At 69.9% G+C, this 16,127-nt stretch carries 16 protein-coding genes; all 16 read left to right on the forward strand.

Annotated features, from left to right (window positions below):
- The first annotated feature begins 80 nt into the window (after positions 1–80).
- The gene (locus ACFYO0_RS37205) at positions 81–1,874 is read left to right on the forward strand and encodes a DUF5941 domain-containing protein (protein ID WP_388685269.1); all 1,794 of its coding nucleotides are present in this window, start codon (positions 81–83) and stop codon (positions 1,872–1,874) included.
- Positions 1,871–2,632 (forward strand): sugar phosphate nucleotidyltransferase, encoded by a 762-nt coding sequence (locus ACFYO0_RS37210; protein WP_388685225.1) that lies wholly within the window; start codon positions 1,871–1,873, stop codon positions 2,630–2,632. The genes ACFYO0_RS37205 and ACFYO0_RS37210 overlap by 4 nt, the downstream gene beginning before the upstream one ends.
- Entirely contained in the window at positions 2,620–3,681 is a 1,062-nt protein-coding gene (locus tag ACFYO0_RS37215) for an iron-containing alcohol dehydrogenase family protein (RefSeq protein ID WP_388685228.1), read from the forward strand. The genes ACFYO0_RS37210 and ACFYO0_RS37215 overlap by 13 nt, the downstream gene beginning before the upstream one ends.
- Positions 3,659–4,438 (forward strand): CDP-alcohol phosphatidyltransferase family protein, encoded by a 780-nt coding sequence (locus ACFYO0_RS37220; protein WP_388685230.1) that lies wholly within the window; start codon positions 3,659–3,661, stop codon positions 4,436–4,438. Before ACFYO0_RS37215 ends, ACFYO0_RS37220 begins: the two co-directional genes overlap by 23 nt.
- An 8-nt stretch (positions 4,439–4,446) precedes the next feature.
- Entirely contained in the window at positions 4,447–5,319 is an 873-nt protein-coding gene (locus ACFYO0_RS37225; protein ID WP_388685271.1) for a glycosyltransferase family 2 protein, read from the forward strand.
- Between the two features lie 97 nt (positions 5,320–5,416).
- Complete coding sequence (locus ACFYO0_RS37230; RefSeq protein ID WP_388685233.1) at positions 5,417–6,346, forward strand: ABC transporter permease; 930 nt, start codon at positions 5,417–5,419, stop codon at positions 6,344–6,346.
- Entirely contained in the window at positions 6,339–7,121 is a 783-nt protein-coding gene (locus tag ACFYO0_RS37235) for an ABC transporter ATP-binding protein (protein WP_388685236.1), read from the forward strand. The genes ACFYO0_RS37230 and ACFYO0_RS37235 overlap by 8 nt, the downstream gene beginning before the upstream one ends.
- 414 nt (positions 7,122–7,535) lie before the next feature.
- The gene (hpnC, locus tag ACFYO0_RS37240) at positions 7,536–8,438 is read left to right on the forward strand and encodes a squalene synthase HpnC (protein WP_388685238.1); all 903 of its coding nucleotides are present in this window, start codon (positions 7,536–7,538) and stop codon (positions 8,436–8,438) included.
- On the forward strand, positions 8,435–9,385 hold the full coding sequence (gene hpnD, locus ACFYO0_RS37245) for a presqualene diphosphate synthase HpnD (RefSeq protein WP_388685240.1): 951 nt from the start codon (positions 8,435–8,437) through the stop codon (positions 9,383–9,385). The genes hpnC and hpnD overlap by 4 nt, the downstream gene beginning before the upstream one ends.
- Positions 9,385–9,525 carry a DUF6380 family protein gene (locus ACFYO0_RS37250; RefSeq protein ID WP_386349922.1) on the forward strand — a complete coding sequence of 47 codons (141 nt, stop codon included), beginning with the start codon at positions 9,385–9,387 and terminating at the stop codon, positions 9,523–9,525. The genes hpnD and ACFYO0_RS37250 overlap by 1 nt, the downstream gene beginning before the upstream one ends.
- Positions 9,522–11,000 (forward strand): hydroxysqualene dehydroxylase HpnE, encoded by a 1,479-nt coding sequence (gene hpnE / locus ACFYO0_RS37255; protein WP_388685242.1) that lies wholly within the window; start codon positions 9,522–9,524, stop codon positions 10,998–11,000. Before ACFYO0_RS37250 ends, hpnE begins: the two co-directional genes overlap by 4 nt.
- A gap of 59 nt (positions 11,001–11,059) precedes the next feature.
- Positions 11,060–12,133: a polyprenyl synthetase family protein gene (locus ACFYO0_RS37260; protein ID WP_388685245.1), complete on the forward strand. Its 1,074-nt coding sequence runs from the start codon at positions 11,060–11,062 to the stop codon at positions 12,131–12,133.
- Between the two features lie 111 nt (positions 12,134–12,244).
- On the forward strand, positions 12,245–14,251 hold the full coding sequence (gene shc, locus ACFYO0_RS37265; protein WP_388685247.1) for a squalene--hopene cyclase: 2,007 nt from the start codon (positions 12,245–12,247) through the stop codon (positions 14,249–14,251).
- A complete protein-coding gene (locus tag ACFYO0_RS37270; protein ID WP_388685250.1) occupies positions 14,251–14,892 on the forward strand; it encodes a 1-hydroxy-2-methyl-2-butenyl 4-diphosphate reductase in 642 nt (213 codons plus the stop codon). Before shc ends, ACFYO0_RS37270 begins: the two co-directional genes overlap by 1 nt.
- Before the next feature lie 5 nt (positions 14,893–14,897).
- Complete coding sequence (gene hpnH / locus ACFYO0_RS37275; protein ID WP_386349937.1) at positions 14,898–15,920, forward strand: adenosyl-hopene transferase HpnH; 1,023 nt, start codon at positions 14,898–14,900, stop codon at positions 15,918–15,920.
- Positions 15,921–15,924: 4 nt separating this feature from the next.
- Positions 15,925–16,127 (forward strand): flavodoxin-dependent (E)-4-hydroxy-3-methylbut-2-enyl-diphosphate synthase (locus tag ACFYO0_RS37280; protein WP_388685251.1); only part of this gene is annotated, 203 nt, incomplete at its 3' end.

The raw sequence follows: 16,127 nt of genomic DNA on the forward strand, positions 1-16,127 counted from the left end.
CCCGGGGCCCCGCCCGGGGCGCCCCCATCGCCCACATGCCCGTCGCCGCGGACGCGTCGGAACCCAGGGAGTGAGTTCGTCTGTCGACCGCCATCCTCACCGGTCAGCCGGTCCCCGGATCGTCGCTCGAGGGCGATCTGCGGTCGCTCGGCTTCGACGTGCGGGTCGCCTCCGACGCGGCCGACGCCGAGACGCTCCTATCCGCCGTACCCGCGGATGAGCGGGTCGCCGTCGTCGACGCCCGCTTCGTGGGCCACGTCCACGCGCTGCGGCTCGGGCTCACCGATCCCCGCTTCGAGGCCGCCGCGATCCCCGGCGCCGTCACCGTCCGCCGCGCCGCCCGTCCCGCGCTGGACCGCGCGCTGCGCACGGCCGCCGGTGACGCCTCGAACGGCTCTGTGGTCGTCGGCATCGTCGCCGACCGCGTAGCCGAGCTGCTCGACGCCGAACTGCACCGCCCCGAGCTCGGCGAACTCGTCGCCGAAGTCCCCCGCGACCCGCAGGCCCGCAACGAGGCCCGGCAGGCCGTGGCCGCCCTCGACGACGAGGCGATCCGGCTGCGTACGGCCGTGAAGTCCCGCGACGGCTTCTTCACCACGTACTGCATCAGCCCGTACTCCCGCTATCTCGCCCGCTGGTGCGCCCGCCGCGGCCTGACCCCGAATCAGGTCACCACGGCCTCGCTGCTCACCGCGCTCATCGCGGCGGGTTGTGCGGCGACCGGTACCCGGGCAGGCTTCGTCGCCGCCGGACTTCTGCTCCTCTTCTCCTTCGTCCTGGACTGTACGGACGGACAGCTCGCCCGCTACTCGCTGCAGTACTCCACGCTCGGCGCCTGGCTCGACGCGACCTTCGACCGTGCCAAGGAGTACGCCTACTACGCGGGCCTCGCGCTCGGCGCGGCCCGCGGCGGTGATGACGTATGGGCCCTCGCCCTCGGCGCGATGGTTTTGCAGACCTGTCGACATGTCGTCGACTTCTCCTTCAACGAGGCGAATCACGACGCCACCGCCAACACCAGCCCCACGGCGGCCCTTTCGGGCCGGCTCGACAGCGTCGGCTGGACGGTCTGGGTGCGCAGGATGATCGTCCTGCCGATCGGCGAGCGCTGGGCGATGATCGCCTTGCTCACGGCGGTCACGACGCCGCGTATCACCTTCTACGCGCTGCTCATCGGATGCGCGTTCGCGGCGACTTACACGACAGCAGGGCGCGTGCTGCGCTCGCTGACGCGCAAGGCGCAGCGCACGGACCGGGCCGCTCAGGCGCTGGCCGACCTCGCGGACAGCGGACCCCTGGCCGAGCTGCTCGCGCGCGTCCTGCCGCGCGGGCCACGCGCCCTGGCGCCGCTGTTCGCCCTCGCCGGTGCCGTCGCCATGATGCTCGCGGCCTGGATCGACGGGCCGGGCTGGTCGGTCGTCATCTGCGCCGCCGCGTACGTCCTGGTGTCCTCAGAAGCCGTCGCGCAGCCCCTCAAGGGCGCCCTCGACTGGCTGATTCCCCCGCTGTTCCGCGCCGCCGAATACGTCACCGTCCTCGTACTGGCAGCCAAAGCCGAAGTAAACGGAGCCCTTCCAGCGGCTTTCGGGCTGGTGGGCGCTGTCGCCTACCATCACTACGACACGGTGTACCGCATCCGCGGCGACGCCGGCGCGCCGCCGAACTGGCTGGTGCGGGCGATCGGCGGGCACGAAGGCAGGACGCTGCTGGTCACCGTTCTGGCCGCGCTGCTCGCCCCCACTGATTTCAAGGTCGCACTCACGGCGCTCGCCGTGGCCGTGGCCATCGTGGTGCTCGTGGAGAGCATCCGTTTCTGGGTGACCGCCCATACGCGCGGCGCACCCGCCGTACACGATGAAGGAGAACCCGCATGATCGGCCTCGTGCTGGCGGCCGGCGCCGGACGGCGTCTGCGCCCCTATACCGACACCCTGCCCAAGGCGCTGGTGCCGGTTGGACCTGAGGACACTTCAGGCAACGAGGACAGCATCACCGTGCTCGACCTCACCCTCGGCAACTTCGCCGAGATCGGCCTGACCGAGGTCGCGATCATCGTCGGCTACCGCAAGGAAGCCGTCTACGAGCGCCGCGAGGCCCTCGAGCAGAAGTACGGCGTCAAGATCACCCTCATCGACAACGACAAGGCCGAGGAGTGGAACAACGCCTACTCCCTGTGGTGCGGCCGTGACGCCATCAAGCACTCGGTGATCCTCGCCAACGGCGACACCGTGCACCCCGTCTCCGTCGAGAAGACGCTGCTCGCCGCCCGCGGCGACGGCAAGAAGATCATCCTGGCCCTCGACACGGTGAAGTCGCTCGCCGACGAGGAGATGAAAGTCGTCGTCGGCCCCGAGGGCGGCATGACGAAGATCACCAAGCTGATGGACCCGGCCGAGGCGACCGGTGAGTACATCGGCGTCACCCTCATCGAGGGCGAGGCCGCCGACGAGCTCGCCGACGCGCTGAAGACGGTCTTCGAGACCGACCCGCAGCAGTTCTACGAGCACGGCTACCAGGAGCTCGTGAACCGCGGCTTCCGCATCGACGTCGCGCCCATCGGCGACGTCAAGTGGGTCGAGATCGACAACCACGACGACCTGGCCAAGGGGCGTGTGATCGCGTGCCAGTACTGACGAGGCTCATCCCCTCGCCGGTCGTCGTCGACATCCGTCCGGGGGCCCTGGACGACCTGGCGGCCGTCCTCGCCGACCAGCGGATCTCGCACTCCGGCAAGCTGGCCGTCGCCATCAGCGGCGGCTCCGGGGCCAAGCTGCGGGAGCGGCTGGGCCCGGCGCTGCCCGGCGCGAGCTGGTACGAGGTCGGCGGCGGCACCCTCGACGACGCGATCCGGCTCGCCGACGAAATGAAGTCGGGGCACTACGACGCTGTCGTGGGCCTCGGCGGCGGCAAGATCATCGACTGTGCGAAGTTCGCCGCGGCGCGGATCGGCCTTCCGCTGGTCGCCGTCGCCACGAACCTCTCCCACGACGGTCTGTGCTCGCCGGTCGCGACCCTCGACAACGACGCGGGACGCGGCTCCTACGGCGTACCGAACCCGATCGCGGTGGTCATCGACCTCGATGTGATCCGTGAGGCGCCGGTCCGTTTCGTGCGCTCCGGCATCGGCGACGCCCTGTCCAACATCTCCGCGGTCGCGGACTGGGAGCTCGCCAACCGCGAGCAGGGCGAGGCGATCGACGGTCTGGCCGCCGCCATGGCCCGCCAGGCGGGCGAGGCCGTGCTGCGGCACCCGGGTGGCGTCGGCGACGACGGCTTCCTCCAGGTGCTCGCCGAGGGCCTGGTGCTCACCGGTATCTCCATGTCGGTCGCGGGCGACTCCCGCCCCGCCTCCGGTGCGTGCCACGAGATCAACCACGCCTTCGACCTCCTCCATCCCAAGCGCGCGGCCAGCCACGGCGAGCAGTGCGGCCTGGGCGCGGCCTTCGCGATGTACCTGCGCGGGGCCCACGAGGAGTCGGCGTACATGGCCGAGGTGCTGCACCGCCACGGGCTTCCCGTCCTCCCGGACGAGATCGGCTTCACCGCGGACGAGTTCGTCCAGGTCGTGAAGTTCGCCCCGAAGACCCGGCCGGGCCGCTACACGATCCTCGAGCACCTCGACCTGTCCGCCGACCAGATCAGGGACGCATACGCCGACTATGCAAAAGCCATCGGTAGCTGAGCTCCGACCGGTCGTGCACCCCCCGGGTGTGAAGGACCGGCGGAGCGGCGAGCACTGGGCCGGCCGACTCTATATGCGCGAGCTCTCGCTGCGTATCGACCGGCACCTGGTGAACACGCGGGTCACGCCCAACCAGCTGACCTACCTGATGACCGTCTTCGGCGTCCTCGCCGCCCCGGCCCTGCTGGTGCCGGGGATCCCGGGCGCCGTGCTCGGCGTGCTGATGGTCCAGCTCTACCTGCTGTTCGACTGCGTCGACGGCGAACTCGCCCGCTGGCGCAAGCAGTACTCCCTCGCCGGCGTCTACGTGGACCGGGTCGGCGCCTATCTGTGCGACGCCGCGGTGCTCGTCGGCTTCGGGCTGCGCGCTGCCGACCTGTGGGGCTCGGGGCGGATCGACTGGCTGTGGGCCTTCCTCGGCACCCTCGCCGCCCTCGGCGCGATCCTGATCAAGGCCGAGACCGACCTCGTGGGCGTTGCCCGGCACCAGACCGGCAAGCCGCCGGTCCAGGAGTCGGCCTCCGAGCCGCGCACCTCCGGGATGGCGCTGGCCCGCAAGGCCGCCGCCGCGCTGAAGTTCCACCGGCTCGTCCTCGGCGTCGAGGCGTCGCTGCTGATCCTGGTCCTGGCGGTGCTGGACACGGTCAGGGACGATCTGTTCTTCTCGCGGCTCGGCGTCGCCGTACTGGCCGGCATCGCGCTCCTGCAGACCCTGCTGCACCTCGTGTCCATCCTGGCGTCGAGCAGGCTGAAGTGAGCTCGGCCATGAAGGTCGGCGCGGTGATCATCACCATGGGCAACCGCCCCGACGAACTCCGCGCCCTCCTCGACTCGGTCGCCAAGCAGGACGGCGACCCGGTCGAGGCGATCGTGGTGGGCAACGGCTCCCCGGTGCCGGACGTCCCCGAAGGCGTACGTACCGTCGAGCTGCCCGAGAACCTCGGCATCCCCGGAGGCCGCAACGTCGGCATCGAGGCCTTCGGTCCCGGCGGCACAGACGTGGACGTCCTGATGTTCCTGGACGACGACGGCCTGCTCGCCCGCAACGACACGGCCGAGCTGTGCCGCGAGGCCTTCGAGGCCGACCCGGAGCTCGGGATCATCAGCTTCCGTATCGCCGACCCCGACACCGGTACCACCCAGCGCCGCCACGTCCCGCGCCTGCGCGCCGCCGACCCGATGCGCAACTCCCGTGTCACCACCTTCCTCGGCGGCGCCAACGCGGTCCGTACAAAGGTCTTGGCCGAGGTCGGCGGCCTGCCCGACGAGTTCTTCTACGCCCATGAGGAGACCGACCTCGCCTGGCGCGCCCTCGACGCCGGCTGGATGATCGACTACCGCGCGGACATGGTGCTCCACCACCCCACGACCGCCCCCTCCCGGCACGCCGTCTACCACCGCATGGTGGCCCGCAACCGCGTCTGGCTCGCCCGCCGTAACCTGCCCGCCCCGCTGATCCCCGTATACCTCGGCGTCTGGATGTCGCTCACCCTCGCCCGCCGCCCCTCGCGACCTGCGCTGAAGGCCTGGTTCGGCGGCTTTGTGGAGGGCTGGTCCACCGCATGCGGCCCACGGCGCCCCATGAAGTGGCGTACGGTATGGCGCCTGACTCGACTGGGCCGCCCACCCGTCATCTGACAAGCTCGGTATCTGAGAGCATTCGGCGGTACCCGGTCCCTGGCTCCTGCCCAGGCCCGAACCAGGCTGCCCACATTGAGGACGAAAGTTTCCATCTGTGAGTGAGACAACGCATGACGGCAGGGTCGCGGTGAGCGACCGACCGTCACCCGATGACGGGCTCTCCGCGGCCGACCTGGCCGCCAAGTACGGGCTCGCGGTCAGCGGCGCCCGGCCCGGACTCGTCGAGTACGTCCGTCAGCTCTGGGGACGGCGTCACTTCATCCTCGCCTTCTCCCAGGCGAAGCTCACCGCCCAGTACAGCCAGGCGAAGCTCGGGCAGCTGTGGCAGGTGGCCACGCCCCTGCTGAACGCGCTTGTGTACTTCCTGGTCTTCGGGCTCATCCTGGGGGCCGACCGCGGCATGGGCCGTGAGGTCTACATCCCGTTCCTGGTGACCGGTGTGTTCGTCTTCACCTTCACCCAGAGCTCGGTGATGGCCGGAGTGCGGGCGGTCTCTGGAAACCTCGGCCTCGTACGGGCCCTGCACTTCCCGCGCGCCGCGCTGCCCGTCTCCTTCTCGCTGCAGCAGCTCCAGCAACTGCTCTTCTCGATGATCGTGCTGTTCGCGGTGACGGTCGGATTCGGCAGTTACCCGCGTCTGTCCTGGTTGCTGATCGTCCCGGTGCTGGTCCTGCAGTTCCTCTTCAACACCGGCCTCGCGATGATCATGGCCCGGATGGGATCCAAGACTCCGGACCTCGCGCAGCTGATGCCGTTCGTCATGCGTACGTGGATGTACGCGTCCGGTGTCATGTTCTCCATCCCGGTGATGCTGAAGGACAAGCCCGCCTGGATCGCCGACATCCTCCAGTGGAATCCGGCCGCCATCTACATGGACCTGATGCGCTTCGCCCTGATCGACGGTTACGGCTCCGAGAACCTGCCCCCGCACGTCTGGGCGGTCGCCCTCGGCTGGTCCCTCCTCGTCGCCGTCGGCGGGTTCGTGTACTTCTGGAAGGCTGAGGAGCGGTACGGCCGTGGCTGAGCAGATCACCGACACACGGATCCCCACCGTCATCGCGGACGAGCTGCACATCGTCTACCGCGTCAACGGCGCCAAGACCGGCAAGGGCAGCGCCACCGCCGCCCTCAGCCGCATACTCAAGCGAGGTGGCGAGGAGCGCGGCGTCCGCAAGGTGCACGCGGTGCGCGGCGTCTCCTTCATCGCCTACCGCGGCGAGGCCATCGGCCTGATCGGCTCCAACGGCTCCGGCAAATCCACGCTGCTGCGCGCCATCGCCGGACTGCTGCCCGCCGAGGAGGGCAAGGTCTACACCGACGGCCAGCCCTCGCTCCTCGGCGTGAACGCGGCCCTGATGAACGACCTGACCGGCGAGCGGAACGTCATCCTCGGCGGCCTCGCGATGGGCATGTCCCGCGAGCAGATCCGCGAGCGTTACCAGGACATCGTGGACTTCTCCGGCATCAACGAGAAGGGCGACTTCATCACGCTGCCCATGCGGACGTACTCCTCCGGCATGGCCGCCCGCCTGCGCTTTTCCATCGCCGCCGCCAAGGACCACGACGTCCTGATGATCGACGAGGCGCTCGCGACCGGCGACCGCTCCTTCCAGAAGCGCTCCGAAGCCCGCATCCGCGAGCTGCGCAAGCACGCGGGCACGGTGTTCCTGGTCAGTCACAACAACAAGTCGATCCGTGACACCTGCGACCGCGTCCTGTGGCTGGAGCGCGGCGAGCTGCGCATGGACGGCCCGACCGACGAGGTCCTCAAGGAGTACGAGAAGTTCACCGGCAAGTAGGCCCGGCTCCACTCCGGCCCCACCTTCCCGACCCCGCCGGAACGCTCCGGCGGGGGTCCCTCGTGCAAGGCCCGTGCAAGGTTCGAGCAGGGGATGATCAAGCCGGGCAAAGAGGAAGCCAACTCTTGTTCGCCGTAGGAAGCTTGACGCCAATCGGTGCGTTGTTGTGATGTCCAGGACACCCAGGCGAAGCAGGGAACGTTGTACAACGTAAGCTGTACCGGTGCTTATTCGCGGCAAGTAGGGCGATAATGCGCGAGACCGGCGCCCCGCGAAGGTGCGGACGTCCGGGCGGCGTGTCCGAAATGGGCGGTTATTGGGTTAGCGGTGTAGAACGGGAGACGTGACGGCAATGGCTACGGAAACTCTCCAGCTCCGCGAAGCATGTGCCGTCCCCGTACTGGGCAGCGAGCGGTGACGGCAGCCGGGACGGCGCGCGCCTCCGGCTCGGAGCGCACCACCCTCGACAAGGCCGCGTACGAGAACTTCCCCGTGGCCCCCTTCTTCCTGCCCAGGGCCTGGCGCACCGACCTCATGGCCGTGTACGGCTTCGCCCGACTCGTTGACGACATCGGCGACGGCGACCTCGCCCCCGGCGGCGCCGACGCCCGCCTCCTCGGTGTGCCCCCCGAGCAGGCCGAGGACCGCCTGGTCCTCCTCGACGCCTTCGAGGCCGACCTCCGCAGGGTCTTCGACGCGACCCCGCGCCACCCGCTCCTGCGCCGCCTCCAGCCCACGGTCCGCCGCGCCGGCCTCAACCCCGAGCCGTTCCTCGGCCTGATCGCGGCCAACCGCCAGGACCAGCTCGTCAAGCGGTACGAGACGTACGACGACCTGCTCGCCTACTGCGAGCTGTCGGCCAACCCGGTCGGCCGCCTCGTCCTCGCCGTCACCGGCACCTCGACGCCCGAGCGGGTGCGGCTCTCCGACGCCGTCTGCACGGCACTCCAGATCGTCGAGCACCTCCAGGACGTCAGCGAGGACCTCGGCCGCGACCGCATCTATCTGCCCGCCGAGGACATGAAACGGTTCCATGTCCAAGAGCCCGATCTCGCCATGCCCACAGCGGGCGCATCGGTGCGCGCACTGGTCGCATTCGAAGCAGAACGCGCACAGAACCTCCTGAATGAAGGCACCCCCCTCGTGGGTAGCGTCCACGGCAGGCTGAGGCTGCTGCTCGCCGGGTTCGTGGCAGGGGGGAAGGCGGCAATACGTGCTATTCGCGCCGCCGAATACGACGTACTTCCCGGCCCGCCCAAATCCGGCAAGCTCCGGCTGCTCCGCGAGGCGGGCATGACTCTGCGAGGAGAGGGGTGATCCGGACGGTGGAGTCTCCACCACACGTGTCCGCACCGGTACTCGCCGCATACAGCTACTGCGAGGCAGTGACCGGTCAGCAGGCCCGTAACTTCGCGTACGGCATCAGACTCCTGCCGACGCACAAGCGCCGAGCCATGTCGGCGCTCTACGCGTTCTCGCGGCGTGTCGACGACATCGGCGACGGCGCGCTCGCACCGGACGTCAAACAGACGCGCCTGGAGGACACCCGGGCGCTGCTCGCCCGGGTCCGGGACCGCTCCGTGGCCGAGGACGACACCGACCCGGTGGCGGTCGCCCTCAGCCACACCGCGGACCACTTCCCCATTCCGCTCGGCGGCCTCGACGAACTCATCGACGGCGTCCTGATGGACGTACGCGGTGAGACCTACGAGACCTGGGACGACCTGAAGGTCTACTGCCGCTGCGTGGCCGGTGCGATCGGGCGGCTCTCGCTCGGCGTGTTCGGCACCGAACCAGGGGCGCGGGGAGCCGAGCGCGCGCCCGAGTACGCCGACACACTCGGTCTCGCGCTCCAACTCACCAATATTCTCCGGGATGTTCGCGAGGACGCCGAAGGCGGGCGGACCTATCTGCCCGCGGACGACCTCGCGAAGTTCGGGTGCTCGGCCGGGTTCAAGGGGACCCGGCCACCGGACGGCTCCGACTTCGCGGGTCTGGTGCACTTCGAGGTGCGCAGGGCCCGCGCACTCTTCGCGGAGGGCTACCGGCTGCTGCCCATGCTGGACCGACGCAGCGGCGCCTGCGTCGCCGCGATGGCCGGCATCTACCGCCGGCTGCTGGACCGCATCGAGCGCGATCCGGAGGCAGTTCTGCGCGGTCGGGTCTCGCTGCCCGGACACGAGAAGGCATACGTCGCCGTGCGCGGCCTCTCCGGCCTCGACGCCCGGCATGTCTCCCGCCGGACCGTCAGGAGGCGCGCCTGATGGACACTCTGGGCCAAGGTGACACAACTCCCGGGAAACGGTGCGCAACCCTCCGGTCGGCGACGGCGTCCCTGACTGCGACGGCCTGCCGTGCACCGCTCCATCGCCACGGCTCGGCCGCGGGGGAGGGCGCACGATGAGCGACACCACACAGGCCGAGGGGTACGACGCGGACCGACCGGGCCTGCCCGAAAAAGAAGAAGGCGCGAAGCGCTTCCTTGAAGGGGCGGTGGCGGGTGACGGGCGGGCGGCCGTCGTGGTCGGCGGGGGGCTGGCCGGGATCACTGCCGCGTTGGCACTGGCCGACGCGGGCGTACGCGTCACGCTGCTCGAAGGCCGGCCACGGCTCGGCGGGCTCGCCTTCTCCTTCCAGCGCGGCGACCTCACCGTGGACAACGGCCAGCATGTGTACCTGCGCTGCTGCACGGCCTACCGCTGGTTTCTCGACCGTGTCGACGGAGCCGGACTCGCACCGCTTCAGGACCGGCTCGACGTGCCCGTACTCGACGTGGCGAAACGGGCGGGCAGCCGGCTCGGCAGACTACGGCGCGACGCGCTGCCCGTGCCCCTGCATCTCGGACGCAGCCTCGCCACGTACCCGCATCTCTCGCTCGCCGAGCGCGCCAAGATCGGACGTGCCGCGCTCGCGCTCAAGGCACTCGACCTCGCCGACCCGGCCCTCGACACCGAGGACTTCGGCAGCTGGCTGACCCGGCACGGTCAGTCGGCGCGTGCCGTCGAAGCACTGTGGGACCTTGTCGGGGTCGCCACCCTCAACGCGGTGGCCGGCGATGCCTCGCTCGGGCTCGCCGCGATGGTGTTCAAGACCGGTCTGCTGTCCGACCCGGGCGCGGCCGACATCGGCTGGGCGCGCGTGCCGCTGGGCGAACTGCATGACCTGAGGGCGCGCAAGGCGCTCGACTCCGCGGGCGTCCGTACCGAACTGAGAACACGGGTCACCTCCATCTCCCAACACGGGAACGGACGCTGGAGAGTTCAGGTTCCCGGCGAGACGCTGCACGCCGACGCGGTCGTGCTCGCCGTACCCCAGCGCGAGGCCCACGATCTGCTGCCCGAGGGCGCGCTCGACGCCCCCGAGCGGCTGCTCGAGATCGGTACGGCGCCCATCCTCAACATCCATGTCGTGTACGACCGCAAGGTGCTCGGCAAGCCCTTCTTCGCCGCGCTCGGCACCCCTGTGCAGTGGGTCTTCGACCGGACCGAGGCATCCGGTCTGAGCGACGGCCAGTACCTCGCGCTGTCGCAGTCGGCCGCACACGACGAGATCGACGCCCCCGTCTCCCAGCTGCGCGAGCGCTATCTGCCGGAGCTGGAGCGGCTGCTGCCCGGCACGCGCGGCGCCGAGGTACGGGACTTCTTCGTGACCAGGGAGCGCACCGCGACGTTCGCTCCGACCCCAGGCGTCGGGCGGCTGCGGCCCGGCGCCCGCACCAAGGCACCCGGCCTCTGCCTGGCCGGAGCGTGGACCGCCACAGGGTGGCCCGCGACCATGGAGAGTGCGGTCCGCAGTGGCGTGAGCGCGGCGGGTGCCGCGCTGAGCGCCCTGGGCCGGCCTCGCGATCATCTCTTCGAGCTCTTCGAGGAGGCGGCGTGACGCTCGATCTGAGCGGAGCAGGCTCCCGCACCCCCCGTATCGCAAATAGAGGAGAGACTGTGCCCACTGTGCCCCCGGCATCGACGCCCGCTCGAGGGACCTCGGTGGACGTGACCGCGCTCCTGGAGCGCGGCCGGACCCTGGCCACACCGGTACTGCGGGCGGCCATCGACCGCCTGGCCCCTCCCATGGACACTGTCGCCGCCTACCACTTCGGCTGGATCGACGCCGAGGGCAACCCCGCGGACGGCGACGGAGGCAAGGCCGTACGCCCCGCGCTCGCCGTGCTGTCCGCGCAGGCCTCCGGAGCCGACCCCGAGGTGGGCGTGCCGGGTGCCGTCGCCGTTGAACTGGTGCACAACTTCTCGCTGCTGCACGACGACCTGATGGACGGCGACGAACAGCGCCGCCACCGCGACACCGTATGGAAGGTGCACGGCCCCGCCCAGGCCATCCTCGTCGGTGACGCACTGTTCGCGCTGGCCAACGAGATCCTCCTGGAACTCGGCACGGCCGAGGCGGGCCGCGCCACCCGCCGCCTGACCACAGCCACCCGCGCCCTGATCGACGGCCAGGCGCAGGACATCTCCTACGAGCACCGGGAGCGGGTCACCGTCGAGGAGTGCCTGGAGATGGAGGGCAACAAGACGGGCGCCCTGCTCGCCTGTGCCTGCTCCATCGGCGCGGTGCTCGGCGGCGCCGACGACCACACGGCCGACACGCTGGAGAAGTACGGCTACCACCTCGGCCTCGCCTTCCAGGCCGTGGACGACCTGCTCGGCATCTGGGGCGACCCGGAGGCCACCGGCAAGCGCCCCTGGAGTGATCTGCGCCAGCGCAAGAAGTCCCTGCCGGTCGTGGCCGCTCTCGCGGCGGGCGGACCGGCCTCCGAGCGGCTCGGCGAGCTGCTCGCCGAGGACGCCAAGGCGAGCGACTTCGAGAACTTCTCCGAGGAGGAGTTCGCCGCGCGCGCCGCGCTCATCGAGGAGGCGGGCGGCCGCGAGTGGACCGCGCAGGAGGCCCGCCGCCAGCACACGACCGCCATCGACGCCCTGGACTCGATCCGGATGCCGGACCGGGTACGGGCCGAGCTGGTGGCGCTCGCCGACTTCGTCGTCGTACGAAAGAGATGATCACTATCGGTCGAACAAGCCTCGCGTAGTCGCCGGCCGGTGCTGCGGGACAACGAGCACCGGCCGACGGCGGACCCACAGCAGACGTCACCACTGCACGAAGGGGAAGCCATGACAGCGACGACCGACGGAAGCACCGGGGCCCTGCCGCCCCGGGCAGCCTCGGCCAGCGAAATCCGTATGACGATTCCCGTGGCGGCCGGGACTTCCGACGTATCGGACGCCGCCCAGCGCGCGATACAGCGCGCCACCGATTTCCTGCTCACCACGCAGGACGCCCAGGGCTGGTGGAAGGGCGACCTCGAGACGAACGTCACGATGGACGCCGAGGATCTGCTGCTCCGCCAGTTCCTGGGCATCCTCGACGAGAAGACGACACACGCTGCCGGACTGTTCATCCGCGGCGAGCAGAACGAGGACGGTACCTGGGCCACGTTCTACGGCGGACCCGGCGAACTCTCCACCACCATCGAGGCGTACGTCGCGTTGCGGCTGGCCGGTGACAGCCCGGACGCGCCGCACATGGCGAAGGCCTCGGCATGGATCCGGGAACAGGGCGGCATCGCCGCGTCCCGGGTCTTCACCCGGATCTGGCTGGCGCTGTTCGGCTGGTGGAAGTGGGACGACCTGCCCGAACTCCCGCCGGAGCTCATCTACTTCCCCAAGTGGATGCCGCTCAACATCTACGACTTCGGGTGCTGGGCCCGGCAGACCATCGTTCCCCTCACCATCGTCTCGGCGAAGCGCCCGGTGCGGCCGGCGCCGTTCCCGCTCGACGAACTGCACGCCGAACCCGCCAGCCCGAACCCCGCCAAGCCGCTTGCTCCGGCGGTGAGTTGGGACGGTGTCTTCCAGCGTCTCGACAAGGCGCTGCACGTGTACCACAAGGTCGCCCCGCGCCGGCTGCGCAGGGCGGCGATGAACAGCGCGGCCCGCTGGATCATCGAGCGGCAGGAGAACGACGGCTGCTGGGGCGGCATCCAGCCGCCCGCCGTGTACTCGGTCATCGCGCTGCATCTGCTCGGCTACGACCTCCAACACCCGGTGATGCGGGCCGGGCTGGAGTCCCTGGACCGGTTCACCGTATGGCGCGAGGACGGCGCCCGAATGATCGAGGCATGCCAGTCACCGGTGTGGGACACCTGCCTGGCGACCATCGCGCTCGCCGACGCGGGCCTGCCCGCCGACCATCCGCAGCTGGTGAAGGCCGCCGACTGGATGCTCGGCGAGGAGATCGCCCGGCCCGGCGACTGGGCCGTCCGCAGACCCCAACTGCCGCCCGGCGGCTGGGCGTTCGAGTTCCACAACGACAGCTACCCCGACATCGACGACACCGCCGAGGTCGTCCTCGCGCTGCGCCGCGTCAAGCACCACGACCCGGAGCGCGTCGACAAAGCCATCGGACGCGGGGTGCGCTGGAACCTCGGCATGCAGTCGAAGAACGGCGCATGGGGCGCCTTCGACGTCGACAACACCAGCTCCTTCCCCAACCGGCTGCCGTTCTGCGACTTCGGCGAGGTCATCGACCCGCCGTCGGCCGATGTCACTGCGCACGTCGTGGAGATGCTCGCCGTCGAGGGGCTGTCCCACGATCCCCGCACCCGGCGGGGCATCGAGTGGCTGCTCGCCGAACAGGAGGCGAACGGCTCCTGGTTCGGCCGCTGGGGCGTCAACTACGTATACGGCACAGGGTCGGTGGTGCCCGCACTGGTCGCCGCCGGACTGCCCGGCTCGCATCCGGCCATTCGCCGTGCCGTCGCCTGGCTGGAGACGGTGCAGAACGACGACGGCGGCTGGGGCGAGGACCTGCGCTCCTATCGCGACGCCGCCGAGTGGAGCGGCCGGGGCGCCTCCACCGCCTCCCAGACCGCCTGGGCCCTGCTGGCGCTGCTCTCCGCGGGGGAGCGGGAGTCCAAGGCCGTGGAGCGCGGGATCGCCTGGCTCGCACAGACCCAGCGGGAGGACGGCACCTGGGACGAGCCGTACTTCACCGGCACCGGGTTCCCATGGGACTTCTCGATCAACTACCACCTCTACCGGCAGGTCTTCCCGCTGACCGCGCTCGGCCGGTACGTCCACGGTGAGCCGTTCACCGGCCCTCAGGCGAAGGGGAGTTGATGGCCACGACACCAGCCGTCGCCCCGCTGCTGATCGCCTGCGCGCTCGGCATCGAACGCCTCGCCCTGCGCGGTGGCGGGCGCAGCGGTGCGGCAGGCCCGGTCACCGTGCTGCGTACCGGCATGGGACCCCTGGCCGCCGACCGGGCGGTCGACCGGGCGCTCGCCGATCCGGCACTGAGGGACGCGGCCGTCCTGGCCACGGGCTTCTGCGCCGGACTCGCGCCCGGCATGCACCCCGGTGACCTGGTCGTCGCCGAGGAGACCGGGGACGCGCGGGGCCGCACCCCGTGCGTGGGCACCGATCTACTCGTCAAGGAACTGGGGCGTGCCGCGCCCGGGCGCACCGTACACGCCGGACTGCTCACCGGCGCCGACCACGTCGTCCGCGGACATGAACGGTCGGAACTGCTCAGGACTGGCGCAATAGCGGTCGACATGGAGTCGGCGGCCACGCTCCACAGCGCCGTCCGCGCGGGAGCGCGCCCGGTTGCGGCCGTCCGGGTGGTCGTGGACGCTCCAGAACATGAACTCGTCCGGATTGGCACGGTACGCGGTGGAATATCAGCTTTCCGTGTACTTCGTGCCGTCCTTCCAGTTTTCATCGAATGGCACCGTTCTTTGCTGCTCCCCAGGAGGTGAGCCAGATGGCCATGCCGCTCCGTCAGTCCATCAAGGTGGCGACGTATCTCTTTGAACAGAAGCTGCGCAAGCGGGACAAGTTTCCGCTCATTGTCGAGCTGGAACCGCTGTACGCCTGCAATCTGAAGTGCGAGGGCTGCGGCAAGATCCAGCACCCGGCCGGAGTGCTCAAGCAGCGCATGCCGGTGGCGCAGGCCGTGGGGGCGGTGCTCGAATCCGGTGCGCCCATGGTGTCCATCGCCGGTGGCGAGCCCCTGATGCACCCGAAGATCGACGAGATCGTGCGGCAGCTGGTGGCCAGGAAGAAGTACGTCTTCCTGTGCACCAACGCCATGCTGCTGCGCAAGAAGATGGACAAGTTCAAGCCCTCGCCGTACTTCGCGTTCGCCGTGCACATCGACGGTCTGCGTGAGCGGCACGACGAGTCCGTCGCGAAGGAGGGGGTGTTCGACGAGGCCGTGGAGGCCATCAAGGAGGCCAAGCGGCGCGGCTTCCGGGTCACCACCAATTCGACCTTCTTCAACACCGACACCCCGCAGACCATCATCGAGGTGCTCAACTTCCTCAACGACGACCTGAAGGTCGACGAGATGATGATCTCGCCCGCCTACGCCTACGAGAAGGCGCCCGACCAGGAGCACTTCCTCGGTGTCGAGCAGACCCGTGAGCTGTTCAAGAAGGCCTTCTCGGGTGGCAACCGGCGGCGCTGGCGGCTCAACCACTCGCCGCTGTTCCTCGACTTCCTCGAGGGCAAGGTCGACTTCCCCTGCACGGCGTGGGCGATCCCCAACTACTCGCTCTTCGGCTGGCAGAAGCCCTGCTATCTGATGAGCGACGGGTACGTCACGACGTACCGGGAACTCATCGAGGACACCGACTGGGACGCCTACGGCCGGGGCAAGGACCCGCGCTGCGCCAACTGCATGGCGCACTGCGGCTACGAGCCAACCGCGGTCCTGGCCACCATGGGTTCCCTCAAGGAGTCCCTGCGGGCCGCCCGCGAGACCGTCTCCGGAAACCGAGGGTGACGCCATGACGGCAGTTTCCCTGGGCGTCCCCGAGTTGCCGGTCCGGCCGATCGCGGAGCGCCGCGTCTCGCGGCAGATCCAGGTCGGGCCGGTGGCTGTCGGGGGAGGGGCGCCCGTCTCGGTGCAGTCGATGACGACGACGCGTACGTCGGACATCGGTGCCACGTTGCAGCAGATCGCCGAGCTGACGGCGTCGGGCTGCCAGAT

It is taken from the genome of Streptomyces sp. NPDC006365, from assembly GCF_042870755.1.
Taxonomy (GTDB): Bacteria; Actinomycetota; Actinomycetes; order Streptomycetales; family Streptomycetaceae; genus Streptomyces; species Streptomyces xiangluensis.

Coding starts and splice junctions, on each gene's coding strand:
- ACFYO0_RS37250 (WP_386349922.1), top strand. CDS start 9,385: ATGGACACTCTGGGCCAAGGTGACACAACTCCCGGGAAACGGTGCGCA.
- shc (WP_388685247.1), top strand. CDS start 12,245: ATGACAGCGACGACCGACGGAAGCACCGGGGCCCTGCCGCCCCGGGCA.
- hpnH (WP_386349937.1), top strand. CDS start 14,898: ATGGCCATGCCGCTCCGTCAGTCCATCAAGGTGGCGACGTATCTCTTT.
- ACFYO0_RS37270 (WP_388685250.1), top strand. CDS start 14,251: ATGGCCACGACACCAGCCGTCGCCCCGCTGCTGATCGCCTGCGCGCTC.
- ACFYO0_RS37220 (WP_388685230.1), top strand. CDS start 3,659: ATGCAAAAGCCATCGGTAGCTGAGCTCCGACCGGTCGTGCACCCCCCG.
- ACFYO0_RS37210 (WP_388685225.1), top strand. CDS start 1,871: ATGATCGGCCTCGTGCTGGCGGCCGGCGCCGGACGGCGTCTGCGCCCC.
- hpnE (WP_388685242.1), top strand. CDS start 9,522: ATGAGCGACACCACACAGGCCGAGGGGTACGACGCGGACCGACCGGGC.
- ACFYO0_RS37225 (WP_388685271.1), top strand. CDS start 4,447: ATGAAGGTCGGCGCGGTGATCATCACCATGGGCAACCGCCCCGACGAA.